Origin of the sequence: Microcoleus sp. A6-C6 (assembly GCF_036705955.1) — a bacterium.
Classification (GTDB): domain Bacteria; phylum Cyanobacteriota; class Cyanobacteriia; order Cyanobacteriales; family Microcoleaceae; genus Microcoleus.
Genome location: NZ_JAUBVR010000072.1, coordinates 1 through 14,495 on the forward strand (window position 1 = coordinate 1; position 14,495 = coordinate 14,495).

Sequence of the window (14,495 nt, forward strand, 5' to 3'; positions counted from 1 at the left end):
CTAGCACAAGAAAGAATTGTTATTGAACACGTTAACCGGAGTCTGAAAATTTTTAAAATCTTGTCGAGTCGTTATCGGAATCGTCGCCGCCGTTATGCAAAGCGTTGTAATTTGTTATCAGCAATTTATAATTATGAGTTAGCTCTAGGGGATTAAATTTAAAACCTTCTACTATAACATAGATTTTTTTTGCAAGAGGTCTAATGGTAATGTCAGAATCCTATCTCTTAAATTTAGTTGGCGATAAAAAGTTTTTTGGGCCGCCATTGCCGGAATTAATAAATCTTCGAGGTGATTCGCAATCGCTTCATTTTCTACTTGGGGACGATTTTTTTTCTTTGCATGGTCTCGGTTAATTCGTTTTTTGCTACTCATAACTGGTTCAATCCTGGTTCAACTGCTTGCCAGATCAATGTTTCAGCCTATTTTATCTTTTTTCACGTACCCCTTGACAATTTGCACTTTTTCTTAACTTGTCACAAATGATTCCATCCCAACTCCCGTTCTACTAACGTCTGTCCGCCTATTCCCAAGCCTTTGACTACAAATGCCATGAATTGTCGTCTGTCAGTTCCCTTGAGTTTTTTAGCTGTTTTGATGTAAAGAGATTTGGCGTGTTCGGTCAGTTTCATGATAGATTTTAGAGACATAAGATACGCTGCACACTGAAATTATCTTTCGGTCATCATTCGGTCGTTATAGGATCAATCATTCTGTGGCTGCCTCTTAGTGTGTTTTTTGAGCTTAACCTAAAAAGTGCCTTTTTTTGTATGTTTGGTTCACATTATAGTGACTTTTGTAGCTCGGCTCGCCTCGCGTCCCGTCCCTCTTCCAAAACTGTCCGAAGTATTGCAACATGAGGATGTCTTATTTTTGCTCAAAATTTTGAGTTTTGCTAAAGAATACCGAGAAAGATGCTGCACGATATGGAAAGGACATCTAAAGTTTTCCGCCCAATTTACATAGGCAAGCGGACATTTCTAGGGCTAAAAGATTTGGTAATCGCATTTTACGCCCAAAAATGTCCATTCCAATGCTCTTATTGTAGTTTGCCAACAAAATCCCATCCCGATCCGTTGCCAGTCAATCAAATTAAACAACAAATTGATTGGAGTTTTGAGCAATATGCGGATGAATTGAGCAGTTTCCAACAACTTTCAGTAGGTAACGAAGGGTCTATTATAGATCGGGAACGTTTTCCCAAGGAAGCAATAGTTTACTTGCTCGATCGAGCACAAGCAATGTCTTCTTTGAAAGTTTTATCCCTGGAAACACGCCCAGAATATATTTCACCAGCAACGATGGAGGAAATTTTCCATTTAACCCATGCTGATATTTTGGATGTGACAATTGGCTTTGAAACACAGGACGATCATTTGCGCGAAGTCATTTTGAATAAAAGCATTCGTCGAAAAACTTTTGAAGCCAAGATCAAGCTGCTGGGTGAAATGGGGGTTAGACTGACAAGCTACGTGTTGTTAAAACCAGGCCCAACAATGACTGAACAAGAAGGTATCAAGGAGGCAATTCTAACAATTGAATATCTTGCAGAAATCTGTCAAAAATTTGGGACTGATTTGATAATCTATCTAAATCCTGTATACGTAGCCAAAGGCACACCTTTAGCCAAGGCTTTTTCACTTCATCAATACAAACCAGTTCGTATCCAAAGTGTTGTTCAAGTGATTGCCGAAACCCGTGATTTGAACGTACCGATTTATACAGGACTGTGGTCTGAAAACAATACTGATGGTTATGGTGATTATACTGTCCATAAGGATTATCAACCAGAAATACGTAACGCCATAAAACAGTTTAATAAAACTCAAAATTTTGATTTACTTCAACCTTTTGATCTGAGCGAACTTGATGACAGACAGTATCAAGCCCAACCAATTCTGCTGTGAATAATTTTAGGTGAGCAATGTTATTAGACAGCTTTGACTGGATTACTATCCCCGCAGGTTTATTTTGGATGGGAACCGATCTGAGGGTAGATAATGTCGCCGCCGATAGTGACTGGGCTAAACAAGTTGAAGTACCACAGCACGAAGTCTATTTGCCCAGCTATCAAATCAGCCGTTTTCCCGTCACCAATGCACAATGGGCGCAATTTTTAGCACACACCAATTATGCCTGGGCTGACCTGCAAAAACTGTGGGAACATGGCTTGCCAGAAGGTCAAGAAAACCATCCTATTACGTGGGTGACATGGCATGATGCGATCGCCTTCTGTGATTGGGCAGGAGTTCGATTGCCAACCGATGCACAGTGGGAAAAAGCGGCTCGCGGTACAGATAAACGCCTGTACCCTTGGGGAAATCAACCCCCCACAGCCCAATTAGCCAATTATGGCAACCAGGTGCGTCATACCACAGCCGTCAATGCCTATCCCTTGGGCAAGAGCTATTATGGCATATTTGACATGGCAGGTAACGCTTGGGAATGGATCAGTACCATTTGGGGAACCGATACCGATCGTCCTGACTTCGCGTATCCGTATCAAGCTGACGATGGGCGAGAAAACCTGGACGATCCCACTATCTTGCGTATCGTTCGGGGTGGTGGATGGAAATACACGCCAGACTTGATTCGCTGTGCCTATCATGACTGGAACAAACCTGATACCAGAGGCAGCGGACTTGGCTTTCGTGTGGTTGCCGCTTAATTGAATCGCTCAATGACAAAGGAGAACACAGTAAATGGATGCGACTTCTATCATCTTAGATCTGCCACCGACTCTAACAGACACTTACCTGCAAACTCATGCCAATGTTGATACTCTCGCCGATCAGTACGGAAAACAGTATCAGTATATTCGCCGATCGGCTAACCCAGTTGGTTTTTTAAGCCATGAACAATTGGTGCTGAAACTCTACCAAATGCTGCGGGAAACTGAACCCTTGCCGCAGCATTTACAAGATAATTTGTCAACTTTTATCGACAAGGAGCTTGCTCAGGGACACGTCGATCCAAAACAAGGCGTTGGCTTTGCGATTCTGTCCCAAGGCTTCTTAAGCATCAATATTTGGGGGCGAGGCAATGTATTGTTTACCCAAACCTATACCGTGGAAGGCAGTTTCCCTGCATTATCACCCAAGCCTCTAGAAAAAACAGGAGTTGCCTGTACCTGGGAAATGAGAATTATGAGGTATGAATATGACCGATGGCAGGACTACCTTGAAACAGAAATGACCCTGGCTGATAAAAAACACTATCTCCAGAATTTCATTGCCGGTAATTTGTTCAAAACAGGAATCACCCAACACTAATGGACACACAAATTATTTCTGCGGACTCTCACGTCATTGAACCGCCTAACCTCTGGCTGGAAAGGCTGGATCGAGAATATCGGGACAGAGCACCGCACATCTACTGGAATGAGGAGCGTCAAGGGTGGTTTTTCGTCTGCCAAGAGCTTCAACCAGCCTTGGTGAACTCCCTGTACGCAGTGGATAAATCTCCCGAAGAGTTTGCCCAGCAGCGGCGCGTGGGGATTGAGGCTACCCGACTTGGTGGCAACGATCCTAATGAACGCCTCAAGGATATGGAGCGTGACGGTATCGCCGCAGAAGTTCTTTACACCAGCTTAGGGATGTCGTTGTTCTGGCTTCATGACGCTGCATTCCAGCAAGCCTGCTTCCGTGCATACAACAACTGGTTGGCTGAATTTGTCACATACGCACCTAAGCAACTGATTGGCATCGGACTAATTTCACTTTGGGATGTGGATGACGCGGTTCATGAGATGAAGCGCTGTCATCAGATGGGACTAAAAGGGGTGGCAATTTGGGCTTCTCCACCAGAAGAACGGGCATTCACTAGCACCTGTAATGACCCATTCTGGCGCGCAGCCCAAGAAATGGAAATGCCGGTGAGCCTGCATATTCTTACGGGCTATCGAGAAAGTCCGAAGGTCTTTGACTACAACACTAATGTGGAGCGGTGTCAACGCAACATGATCTTCCCGGAGGAGATCCAGCACTCTCTGACGGATATCATCTTCTCCGGCGTGCTGGAGCGCTTTCCCAATCTGAAGTTGGTGTTGGCGGAGAACGATATCGGCTGGGTAGCTTACCATCTGCTGCACGCAGACCGTATCCATGTCAAGCTCAGTCCGATCGCCCCCACCTCCCTGACGATGAAACCTAGCGAATACTTCAAGCGCCAGGTTTACTCCACCTTTATGGAAGATGAAGTTGGCATTTTGACCATGCAGATCCTTGGCGCAGATAATTTCATGTGGGGCAGCGATTATCCCCACTATGAGTCAACTTGGCCGAAGTCGCAGGAGATTATCTCGCAGTCGTTTCAAAATACCCCCGATGAGGATCGACTCAAAGTTGTCTACAAGAACTGTGCCAAGCTCTATGGTCTTGATGCCTAAAACTATAAATTTTGATAAAAAGTGCAATGACTCAACAGCAAATTATTGACTATCCTTGGTATCGATTCATCGACAAAGATATCGAGTCCAGAACCCTAGCCAGTGTCGGCTTCACAAATCTCATCGCGAAGCAGCCCTATGCGATCGATGACGCGACATTTGAGGGGTTTCGATCGCGATATTCCCCGATCAAGCAATTTCAGAAGATCACCCGTGACCTTTTTATGGCAAGTCTGCGGGGTGAAGCCGACCCTGCGATCGCAGATACGGTTCTCGCCGGACAGCCACCCTGTCGTGGCAAAGAGTACCATCTCAAACTCACCGAGAAGCAGCTTCAGCTCCCCGTTTTCTTCCGTACCGACGAAGTAGCACCAGGAGAGATTGCGGAGATCCAGTGCTTTGGCTCTGCATGGGAAATCGCAGATCAGCTCAGAGACATCTACCTCGCCTTTCCCGACGACTTCGGCGTGCCGACTCGGTTTTTCCGTTCGCTAGCCAGCAGCGTTTCTCAATCCCTACGTAGCTATATCGGCGACCAACCCATCATTCATCATCTGCTCAATAACGCATCACGTCCGCATGGCGGACGCTACTTTATTCAACGGTGTCGGGACGAAGGGCTGCGTTTTTTTAGCTGGGATGCTGTTCAGTGGAAAGACTGCAATTTTGTCCGTGCCCATGAGTTCTACGACCTCAGATACAATGGCTTTTTCGATCAGTGGATGGAGGCTTGCGAAGAAGGTCGTCTGTTTTTTGACCACCCCCCTACGCCCCTATACGACGCAAAAGTGATCATGGCGTGGCCTTTCTGGAGCAAGTCGCGGCAATATTATTCCGATGACATCCGCAGACTCTTTCCACATACAGATATCATCACTCCAGAGGGCTTTCATCTGGCGGATGGTTCCTGGGTCAGCCTTGAAGACTTCTGCCAGATCAGCATGAGTAAGCGCACTTACTACTTTAAATTTGCTGGCACAGATCCGACCCTGAACTGGGGAAGCCGCGCAGTGTATTACACGGGTAGCCTTTCAAGGCCAGCGTGTCGTCAAATGTTCGACAGGATTCTCGCCGACTACCAAGTCGGGCATCACTGGATAGTCCAGGAGGCTCGAACCTGGTCTGAGCCTGTTACCGCGATCGATCGAGACGGACAAGAGGTCATCGTAGATGCCTATACCAAGCCCAGCGGCTTTTACAGCCCTGACGGACTGGTCGGTATTTTGATTATGCAGCAACACTCCCGGAAGGTTCACGGATCGCCGAAAACCGTGATGAGCATCGTGTTCTGAAATAATAGCCGTTGAAATCAACAACCTAATTGTTTAGCTCTCTCCCATCTAACTAACCCAGTGCTACCAAACTTACTACTGAGGGAAATCAATGAAGTTAAGTCCCGGAGAATTTAGATGCTAAATAAAAGCTTTTTAACAGTCGGAAGCAAACGCTTTCACTATATCTGGTTGCGCGATAATTGTTTTTGTCCTGAGTGTCGTCGTCCAAACACTTTACGGAAGGTTTATGATATCAGCGATCGCACCTCACCTCCGGAACCTTTGTCGGTAGAAGAACAGGATGGTGAGTTAACGATTCTCTGGAACGAAGATCCTCCCCACCGCAGTACCTTTCCAATTTCTTGGCTGCTAAGTCATGCTTACGATCGCGAAACAGGACGTGGGAGCTTTCATCAAGAGTTTGAATCCATCGAGAAAGAAGAAATTCTTTGGGACAAAGCTTGGATCGAGAATCACTTGTCCGAGTATTGTCATGACGCTGATTCCTGTAGATTTGAGACGTGGGCTAATCAACTTTTTACCCTGGGATTTACGGTACTTGAAAATATGTCGGCTGAGGACTTCGAGGTTTTTCTCTCAACCATCGGACCTATTTATCATACTGAGTTCGGAGCAATTTCGATGATGAGAGTAGACTTGAATACCAAACCAGTACCACATCCTGGCGATGTTCTTTTCCCACACAACGATTTTTCCTACAGGTGCTGTCCGCAACTGTTAACGTGCTTGCATATGGGGCAAAACGATGTGTTGGGTGGGGAATCGCTGTTAGTAGATGGCTTTCGTGTTGCCCACGACTTTCGCCAGAACCATCCCAATTACTTTCAGATTTTAGCGGCGACCCCCATCCGCTTTGAGAAGTTCTATAAAGACTTTGGATATCTCTACCGTCGGAAGCGGTACATCTTGGAACTAGACGAGCAAAATTGGGTGAAGAGAGTCAATTTTGGTCATGCCCATACCTGCGACTGGGATTTACCATTTGACGAAATGGAACTCTTCTACGAAGCGTTTTTTACCTTCCTCCGCTACTTAAAAAATCCGGCTTATTCACACTGCTTTCGCCTCAAGCCTCGAAACTGTCTACTATTAAATAACTCCAGAATACTTCATGGCAGGCGAGCTTTCGACTCTAATTCAGGAATCCGAGACCTCAGAACAGCCTGGATTGACTGGGACTATTTCGTGGGAAAGCACAATTTTCATCAGTTAAAGCATTTTTACTCAGTAGCTCAGTAAGCTCCTATGCAAAACGATAGCTGAAAAAGTGCTTTAACTTCAGAAATTCAGAGAAAGTCAGGTTAGAAAAAGTCAACAACTTGTTGATTAGGAAAATTTAGTTTAAAAAGATAGGGTTGGGAATGTCTGACGTTTTAAGTTCTACTCCATCAATTCAACTACAGGGAATTGTCCACCCTGACTCCTATTTCCAAATAGTGGAAAGAAACGAAATTGATTGGCAGCTTTGGATTGATGTTTTGCAGGGAAAAGTCGCTGGGGCAATCTTCCGAGGTGTTTTAAATCAGGAATTGCGTCAACAGATTTGTCACAATTTTTGGCGTAGTCTTACTTTAAAGCAGCAAGCCGATGGTCTACCTTCCTACTATGAAGCTTTTATCGGTTCTTCTGTGACTAAACCTCTAGAAGTTTACTTTGATGAAGTAGAACAAGTCCGCCAGGATGTCCAAGGGCTTTTTGCCAATACAGGTGATTTCTTCGAGTTTTTGCTCGGTGGAATTAGAAAGCGTCTAGCCGATCAAGGGTGTTTGCTTCGAGTTGCCCAACACGACGACGGACGTAAGGCAGGAGAATGTAAGATAAAATCCTGGGGGAGAAATTCAGGGACTTTCGTGCTGGAGCCACATGATGATGAGGGACCGTTTAGATCTCCTCACCTCCAGGGTTTTGAGATCGGGCAATTAGTAGGCAGAACTGTGGGCGTGAATATTTGCCTGGAAAATGGGGAGGGTGGGGATCTTCACTACTGGAATATTTCACCGAATGACCAAACCCGCGAAGCACTCGGCTTTAAATACGACAATATTGGCTATCCTCTGGAAGCTCTAGCAGATTTTGACAAACTTGTCCTGTCTATTCGCGGTGGTGATATTTATCTATTTGATTCAACAAAAATTCATGCTGTCGGACAACTGACTAATGAGAAAGCTCAACGTTTAACTCTTTTATGGTTTATGGGATTTCGCGATCCGACAACCGTCATATATTGGGCTTAAACTTGCGTAGGTGAGAGGCAACTACGTCCGCTTTTCAATGGCAAAAATGTAATAAAGGAGGTAAATCTAGAAATGTCTGATACTTTAAGTCCCACTCCATCAATTCAACTACAGGGAATTGTCCACCCTGATTCCTATTTCCAAATCGTGGAAAGAAATGAAATTGATTGGCAGCTTTGGATTGATGTTTTGCAGGGAAAAGTCGCAGGCGCAATGTTCGGAGGTGCTTTGAAGCAGGAATTGCGTCAACAGATTTGTCACAATTTCTGGCACAACCCTTCTTTACAGCAAAAATCCGATGGCAGTTTGTCCCTTGACTATCACTATAGTGCGATGTTGGGTCCTAATATAGGAATGACTGTCAGAGAACCACTGGAAGTTTACTTCGATCAGGTGGAGAAAACCAGCAAAGATGTTCAGGCACTTTTTGCCAATACAGGGGATTTTTTCCGGTTTTTGCTCGGTGGAATTAAAAAAAATCTCAGCAATCAAGGATTACACCTTCGACTTGCTGAATATAACGGACGTAAGGCGGCAGAATATAAGATGCGTTCCTGGGGAAATATAACAGAAGGTTTTGCTCTTGTTCCCCATGAAGATAATAGGCTATTGAGAAGTCCTCATATCAAGGACTTTGAAGTTGCTCAGTTGGTGAACGGTAGAGCCATAATAGGAGTTATTTGTCTGGAAAATAGTGCAGGTGGTGGTGACCTTCACTACTGGAATATTTCACCGAATGACCAAACCCGCGAAGTTCTCCGCTTTAAATACGACGGTGTTGGCTATACGCCGGAATCCCTGGCAGATTTTGACGAAATTGTCTTGCCCATTCGTAGTGGTGATATTTATCTATTTGATTCAACAAAAGTTCATGCTGTCGGACCTCTACCTAAAGAGGGAGGACAACGTTCAACTATTTCCTGGTTTATGGGATTTCTTGATTCGACAACTGCCATTTATTGGGCTTAAACTTGCGTATCTCAGAGCAGCAAGATAATTATTATAAAAAAAAGTTCGGCAAGCGGAAAACTCATCGGCTTTAGCCATTATATGTAAGCGGCACGGGCGGTTTTAACCGCCGTGAATCTTTCTTAATTCTTAATATTTAAAAGGCGACTGCTATATTAAGATATGAACAAGGAGGTGAGTGAGATTGCTAACAAACTATATTTACAAATTGCGCCCCAATCAAACGCAAGTCTTAAAAATGTCGGCTTGGGTAAATATGCTTATAAGTCATTACAACTGGTGTCTAAATGACAGAATTACCCAATACAACCAACAGTTTATCCAAGGCGACTACTGCGATATTAGAACTTATGGCGAAGTTTCACCGTTAACCTGTTTCGTTAGCAAAAGTGGCGCAACTGGAAATCCCTGGAAAGACGATAAGTTCGATCGAGAAGGTAAGGCTAGAAATCCCCGTAGAAGTGCGGCGGACATTCAAATTACAGCATTGCCAGAATTGAAAATTGCTAGACCTTGGTATGCTCAAATAGATTCAACAGTTCTACAACAGAATGTCAAACGCTTAGACACTGCTTACAAGAATTTCTTTGAAGGCAGAGGATTTCCCGGGTTCAAAAACCGTAGCAACTTTACGTCTTTTACTTATGTGATGGGCGTCAAACTAAAGGGCAATAAAATCTATCTCCCTAAACTGGGCCCGATGCGATTTCATAACTCTAGCTCAATCCCAGATGGGTTTACCATCAAGGCTTGCACGGTTAGAAAACGTCAAAATGGTTGGTATATTTCCCTCAGAATAGAGGATAAATCTGTACCTGAATACAGTGCTAAAATTCTTGGTAAGAATCCCAAAGTAATAGGGTGCGATTTAGGAATAACTAAGCTGGTTCACATTTCTGATGGACATCAAATCGAGAATCCCAAGTTTGCAACCAACAAAAAAGCTAAGCGGACTCTGAAAATTAGACAAAGGCGAGTTAGCCGTAAGGTCAAAGGTAGCAAAAACCGCAAAAAAGCGGCTATCAGAGTTGGGAGATTTCATCAAAAGATTGGTAATAAACGCCAAGCGTATCAATGGAAAGTTGCTAACAAGATTGTGTCTCGGAACACCGATGTGATCGCCCTAGAAAATTTAAACATCTCTGGGATGATGCGCCGATGTAAGGTGAAAAATGACAATGGGAGATTCCTGAAAAATGGACAATCTAGAAAGAAGGGTTTGAATCGTTCTATCTAGAAATGCAGGTTGGGGTGAATTGATTTTGAAGATTGAGTATCTTGCTGTGAAGCAAGGAAAAATTACTATTAAAATCAATCCCAAACACTCTAGCCAAGAATGCAGAAATTGCGGTCATATTGACAAGTCGAATAGAGATGGAGAAAAGTTCATCTGTGTCGAATGTGGCTATCACGAACACGCCGATATTGGTGCTGCTAAAACCATCAGAGATAGAGCTTTAACAATAGTACGCGGGGACTCCGCGAAACGGGAGTGCTAGTCATCTAAACGCCCAAAAGGTATCACCGCGCTCACGCGAGCAAACGCGGTGAGTTTGGGAACCTGAGTAATCAGGATATTAAGGTTGCAAAATCTTAAGAATCTCAGTCGCTGTCTTCGCTGAGAAGGTCAAGGAATTTATAGGACAAAGCTCATGGTGCCCGCATACACAGGTATTAGCCGCCCAAACCCGAAACCGATCGATCTACTCTTTATCAACCTCAGCAACTGGCCCGGACGCCCAGTTTATCCTTACGCTTTTGTTCAGGTGTCAGCCCTTGCCCGTCGGGCGGGGTTGTCGGTTGTCCGTTGGGACGGGCTGGGTCTGAACAGACAACAGCAGCTTGAGTGCATCACGCAACTGGTAACAGACCACCAGCCCCGCGCCGTCGCTTTTACCATTCGGCAAGCCGACTCCACTATCTCGGACGACTACATAAGCCCAGATCCCAAAGGCAGCCCCAAGAACCCCTGGTTCCCGGTCGAAGACACCCACGCTGCCATTCGGCGGATTCGCGAGATGTCCGATGCCAAGATATTCGTAGGTGGATTTACCTTCACTGCCAACCCGGTGTCTGCTGCGGAGTATTTACAACCTGACTTTGGCATTATTGGCGAACCTGACGAATTTTTCCCGCACTTTCATGAAGTCCTCAATGGTCGTACCGAGGGCATATCCAACTTGCTCTATCGTGCCGACGGTCAATGGCGACAGAACCAGCGCGTATTCTGGGGCCCTTTTGACGATATTGAATATACGGAAGACATTATCGACGAAATCTTCCGTTTTCACGGCGAACGCGAACTCCGCAACACTCACCTGGCAGATGTTCCTGGACTGGGAACAGGCGATGATTCAGGGCGTTCTATTGCTATCGAAATATCACGGGGTTGCCCTTGCGCCTGTGCTTTTTGTTGCGAACCGAAGGTGAAAGGGCAAACTGTCCGGCTGCGAAATCTGGATGCGATCGAAGCAGAAATTCATAACCTGCTCAAGTATGGACTCAGATATTACTGGTTTGTCTGTTCTGAGCTTAATTTTGCCAAGGAACACGTCTTGGCGTTGGCTGAACGGGTGATTCGGATCAACGAATCACTGCCACGCCCTATCTTCTGGCGGTCTTATTTTTTGCCCACACAATTCAATAAGGGCGAACTGAGGCTGCTGCTGCGATCGGGGCTGTTACTTGAGCAAAACGGACCTTTTTCAGACTTGAGCGACCAAACCCTGAAGCAAATGCGCGAACCCTATCGGGCGAGACACGCGATCGCTCACATCAAAGATATTATAGAACTTAATGAAGAACCAGAGTTTAAGTACAGACGGATGCCCCGTTGGATTCTCTGGTCATGGCTAGGAAATCCCTACGCCTCCCTGGATTCTGTCCGCACGACGTTGGAAACATTCAGCAAAGAGAAACTAGATCTTCAATACGATCGAGCAGAAGGTTATCCTGCGCTGCGGGTTTATGAGTGTCTTGATGGTCTCCCTGAAGATGCAAAACAGAAAGCCATTATCGTTACCCAGGATAATGTCACCCCCAAAACGCTGATTCATCCCTCCTTTTATTACAGTCGCGAGCTTGTAGAACATTTTGGAGGTATTGAAGAGGTACACGACTTCTTTCGTTATGCTCACGAGACCTTTCTATCGCGGTTTTACAGATTAACGCGCGACTGGCGCTTCTTTGCTCGAAGCTTGGGATTCTCACTGCTTCTTGAAGTCGTGGCATCCCTTAAAGATGCTGACTTAGAGGCTATTCAACTGCCTCCTTGGGTAGAACATCCCGACCTGGGAGAGCTAGACCCAACACATTGGCGGAAACGAGCAAGTGTCTTATTGCAAAAGGTAAACTCGCCACTGGAGCAGCTAGTCAATACCACGCCTCGAACAAATGAAGCTGACCCAGAACCAGATGCAGGACAGGCAATGCTTGCCTTTGTCCTCCATGCCACTTTCTCAGCCAGTCGGCAGGAAATGGCGATCGTCTTTGAGAAACTTGAACTGCCCCTCGACTCCGAGGGCTATCCGCCAGCATCGTCTTACCTTACCCTTTCTACATTGATGAGGTTCCACGCTACTGAAGCTTCGGTTCTTGAGGCTGTGAAGAAGGACTTCACACCCAAACAGCTTGCATTGTTTCGCTATTATCTCTACGCTATCAATGTTCGACTCGAACCAAAATACGCTTTTCTGGCACCGAAATAAAGGTAACTGCTCAATAAGTGCTGATAAGGCACTGAACTGAGGAAAAAGTAGGTATGAAAATATGTATAGCCTTTCTCAAAAAGGTGAGGTACGACTGGGCATAGGGCATAGGGCATAGGGCATAGGGCATAGGGCATAGGGCATAGGGCATACCTCATCTTTCTGAGAACCGCTATATGTCGGCGTCAATAACCTAACAAAAGATATCGAAGACGGAGTACATTTGGTGTTGGATTAGATGGAAAAAAATGGGTTAATTATCTCGAACAATATTCATGATTAGGTGGAAGACTCAATGACTGTAGTTTAGACTAAAAAATGAGTGCAGCTAAAAATAGCGGCCTTTGAATATCCGGCAAGCTGTTACTCAAAAATTCACAAGGTAGAAGATTAAACAGCTAATCTTGAAGACTTTTTGCGCCCTTGAAACCAGTTTTTTCACAGTGGGATAGCACGGTGCCTTAGTACGTACCTTTCCTTTTTCCCAGCCGGGGGATTTTCCCCTATGTTTAGGGATTTTCGTAGGAGTACCAATGTCAACTAAAAGCGACAACATTGCTTAGAGGGAGCAATTTTTTCTTGATTGCCCAAGCCCAACAAGCCTGCATCATGGCGATTCTTTCACGCACTGTCACAGGTTCGAGGCGATCGCTCAACCATCCCCGAAACTTTTCTGCCATCGTTTCGGAAACATCAGGAACAGATTTGTTTCGGAAAAACTCAGAAATATTGTTCTTTGTTGCTGTGTACTTAGCAAAAGTTTGAGGGCTGAGATTACGCTGTTTGTAGGCACAGAAGCGATGGCTTCGCCCCGGCTGACGCCTACGAACAGTTCAGTGACGGCTAAATTGGCCTGTTTTTCTGGTTTATATTTTGCCAGAGTTGCATCAAAATTGTTGCTGGCCATGTCAAGCTCAATCTGCCGAGCCTTGATTTCGGCAGCTTTGCAGTTGATTTGGGTGTAGGGCAAGTTCATGGAAAGCTAAAACCGCTTACCTTGCCAGCGCCAAGCCAGTCTCAACCGATCCTGAAAATTCTCAATCCTGACAGTTCTCGCCACTGGTTTCTCCTTTAAAGCAAACCTCATTTTCAGAGGTTAAAAAGCTGTAACCCGCTTCGCTGACTATCATCGCTGTTTCATCGCTAATCTTGTCAGAGCTTGTCATATTCTGTCACCCTTAATTGAGAATGTCGAATGCAAGCAAATAAGGCGTTGCTTAATCAGGGTATGAAAAAGAATTAGGCAAAAATCCAGAAGCTTTGTGGACAATGGTTTTTATGATTTGCATATTTAGCCGTTCATACCGTAAATCAGCAACGCCGCAAATAACTGTAGAAACAACAAAACCTCCTCAAAAAGAGAAGGTTTTATCACGATCGGAGCGGCGGGATTTGAACCCACGACCCCTACTACCCCAAAGTAGTGCGCTACCAAGCTGCGCTACGCCCCGACAGCTTTAACAGCTTAGCATGGAATTCCCAAAAAAGTCAAAAAACTTTTAAAACTTTTGCAGCCTGCACCAAACTCGGAACCGCAGCCGCCGCCCAAAAACCCTCGCAGCGACGGCCAGCATTCAAGATCAACTGCACGCTGTAAGCTGCGGGATAGCCTTCTACCTGCACCCAAACCAAATCGCTTTCGGCCTCAATGGCGATTTTTTCCTCGTCCATCAACTCAGAGGCCATTTGACTCATTGTGGCTGCCAATTGGCCCAACAAGCGGCAAAAATCGTTTAACTCGGCCTCCGTGAGTTCGATCGCCCAACCCTCCCCAGCCACCAAACCCTGAAACTCCTGGGCCTCTGGGTTCCATCCCAAACGCCAGCCAACACCAGTCTTAATTACACGTTCCATCGATCGATTTTAAATTTTTGATTTGGGATTGATTGGGTGATTTCAGGAC

Annotated in this window: 13 protein-coding genes, 1 tRNA gene and 3 pseudogenes; 12 read left to right on the forward strand and 5 right to left on the reverse strand. The window is 45.3% G+C overall.

Going from position 1 to position 14,495, the window contains the following annotated elements:
• Positions 1–156: pseudogene (locus QUB52_RS22980) on the forward strand (IS5/IS1182 family transposase); the annotation flags it as partial.
• Between the two features lie 329 nt (positions 157–485).
• On the opposite strand, the pseudogene QUB52_RS22990 reads toward QUB52_RS22980, so the two are convergent.
• Positions 486–650: pseudogene (locus QUB52_RS22990) on the reverse strand (ISAzo13 family transposase); the annotation flags it as partial.
• Between the two features lie 264 nt (positions 651–914).
• On the opposite strand from QUB52_RS22990, the gene QUB52_RS22995 reads away from it, so the two are divergent.
• The 11 genes from QUB52_RS22995 (at position 915) to QUB52_RS23045 (ending at position 12,592) form a co-directional block, all read left to right on the forward strand.
• Positions 915–1,907, forward strand: a complete 993-nt coding sequence (locus tag QUB52_RS22995; RefSeq protein WP_332970664.1) for a radical SAM protein — start codon at positions 915–917, stop codon at positions 1,905–1,907.
• 17 nt (positions 1,908–1,924) lie between these two features.
• Positions 1,925–2,668 carry a formylglycine-generating enzyme family protein gene (locus QUB52_RS23000; protein WP_332970663.1) on the forward strand — a complete coding sequence of 248 codons (744 nt, stop codon included), beginning with the start codon at positions 1,925–1,927 and terminating at the stop codon, positions 2,666–2,668.
• A gap of 34 nt (positions 2,669–2,702) precedes the next feature.
• Positions 2,703–3,272, forward strand: coding sequence for a hypothetical protein (locus QUB52_RS23005; protein ID WP_332975521.1), 570 nt, complete (start codon positions 2,703–2,705; stop codon positions 3,270–3,272).
• On the forward strand, positions 3,272–4,387 hold the full coding sequence (locus QUB52_RS23010; RefSeq protein ID WP_332975522.1) for an amidohydrolase family protein: 1,116 nt from the start codon (positions 3,272–3,274) through the stop codon (positions 4,385–4,387). Before QUB52_RS23005 ends, QUB52_RS23010 begins: the two co-directional genes overlap by 1 nt.
• Positions 4,388–4,413: 26 nt before the next feature.
• Positions 4,414–5,679, forward strand: coding sequence for a hypothetical protein (locus QUB52_RS23015; protein ID WP_332975523.1), 1,266 nt, complete (start codon positions 4,414–4,416; stop codon positions 5,677–5,679).
• Between the two features lie 117 nt (positions 5,680–5,796).
• Positions 5,797–6,921, forward strand: coding sequence for a TauD/TfdA family dioxygenase (locus QUB52_RS23020; protein WP_332975524.1), 1,125 nt, complete (start codon positions 5,797–5,799; stop codon positions 6,919–6,921).
• Between the two features lie 122 nt (positions 6,922–7,043).
• On the forward strand, positions 7,044–7,916 hold the full coding sequence (locus QUB52_RS23025; RefSeq protein ID WP_332970658.1) for a hypothetical protein: 873 nt from the start codon (positions 7,044–7,046) through the stop codon (positions 7,914–7,916).
• Positions 7,917–7,988: 72 nt separating this feature from the next.
• The gene (locus QUB52_RS23030; RefSeq protein ID WP_332975525.1) at positions 7,989–8,885 is read left to right on the forward strand and encodes a 2OG-Fe(II)-dependent halogenase WelO5 family protein; all 897 of its coding nucleotides are present in this window, start codon (positions 7,989–7,991) and stop codon (positions 8,883–8,885) included.
• Between the two features lie 184 nt (positions 8,886–9,069).
• The gene (locus QUB52_RS23035) at positions 9,070–10,122 is read left to right on the forward strand and encodes an RNA-guided endonuclease InsQ/TnpB family protein (protein ID WP_332976276.1); all 1,053 of its coding nucleotides are present in this window, start codon (positions 9,070–9,072) and stop codon (positions 10,120–10,122) included.
• A 25-nt stretch (positions 10,123–10,147) separates the two neighbouring features.
• Positions 10,148–10,384 (forward strand): zinc ribbon domain-containing protein, encoded by a 237-nt coding sequence (locus QUB52_RS23040; protein WP_332975625.1) that lies wholly within the window; start codon positions 10,148–10,150, stop codon positions 10,382–10,384.
• 153 nt (positions 10,385–10,537) lie between these two features.
• Complete coding sequence (locus tag QUB52_RS23045; protein WP_332975624.1) at positions 10,538–12,592, forward strand: B12-binding domain-containing radical SAM protein; 2,055 nt, start codon at positions 10,538–10,540, stop codon at positions 12,590–12,592.
• Between the two features lie 536 nt (positions 12,593–13,128).
• Here QUB52_RS23045 and QUB52_RS23050 read toward each other — a convergent pair.
• The 4 genes and pseudogenes from QUB52_RS23050 to QUB52_RS23065 all read right to left on the reverse strand — a co-directional run.
• A pseudogene (locus tag QUB52_RS23050) lies at positions 13,129–13,329 on the reverse strand (phage integrase SAM-like domain-containing protein); the annotation flags it as partial.
• Entirely contained in the window at positions 13,245–13,568 is a 324-nt protein-coding gene (locus tag QUB52_RS23055) for a hypothetical protein (RefSeq protein ID WP_332970013.1), read from the reverse strand. The gene QUB52_RS23055 and the pseudogene QUB52_RS23050, both read right to left, overlap by 85 nt.
• A 401-nt stretch (positions 13,569–13,969) precedes the next feature.
• Positions 13,970–14,043, reverse strand: a tRNA-Pro gene (locus QUB52_RS23060).
• A gap of 37 nt (positions 14,044–14,080) precedes the next feature.
• Positions 14,081–14,446, reverse strand: coding sequence for a DUF1818 family protein (locus QUB52_RS23065; RefSeq protein ID WP_332975286.1), 366 nt, complete (start codon positions 14,444–14,446; stop codon positions 14,081–14,083).
• Between the last annotated feature and the right edge of the window lie 49 nt (positions 14,447–14,495).

Coding starts and splice junctions, on each gene's coding strand:
- QUB52_RS22995 (WP_332970664.1), top strand. CDS start 915: ATGCTGCACGATATGGAAAGGACATCTAAAGTTTTCCGCCCAATTTAC.
- QUB52_RS23000 (WP_332970663.1), top strand. CDS start 1,925: ATGTTATTAGACAGCTTTGACTGGATTACTATCCCCGCAGGTTTATTT.
- QUB52_RS23005 (WP_332975521.1), top strand. CDS start 2,703: ATGGATGCGACTTCTATCATCTTAGATCTGCCACCGACTCTAACAGAC.
- QUB52_RS23010 (WP_332975522.1), top strand. CDS start 3,272: ATGGACACACAAATTATTTCTGCGGACTCTCACGTCATTGAACCGCCT.
- QUB52_RS23015 (WP_332975523.1), top strand. CDS start 4,414: ATGACTCAACAGCAAATTATTGACTATCCTTGGTATCGATTCATCGAC.
- QUB52_RS23020 (WP_332975524.1), top strand. CDS start 5,797: ATGCTAAATAAAAGCTTTTTAACAGTCGGAAGCAAACGCTTTCACTAT.
- QUB52_RS23025 (WP_332970658.1), top strand. CDS start 7,044: ATGTCTGACGTTTTAAGTTCTACTCCATCAATTCAACTACAGGGAATT.
- QUB52_RS23030 (WP_332975525.1), top strand. CDS start 7,989: ATGTCTGATACTTTAAGTCCCACTCCATCAATTCAACTACAGGGAATT.
- QUB52_RS23045 (WP_332975624.1), top strand. CDS start 10,538: ATGGTGCCCGCATACACAGGTATTAGCCGCCCAAACCCGAAACCGATC.
- QUB52_RS23055 (WP_332970013.1), bottom strand. CDS start 13,568: ATGAACTTGCCCTACACCCAAATCAACTGCAAAGCTGCCGAAATCAAG.
- QUB52_RS23065 (WP_332975286.1), bottom strand. CDS start 14,446: ATGGAACGTGTAATTAAGACTGGTGTTGGCTGGCGTTTGGGATGGAAC.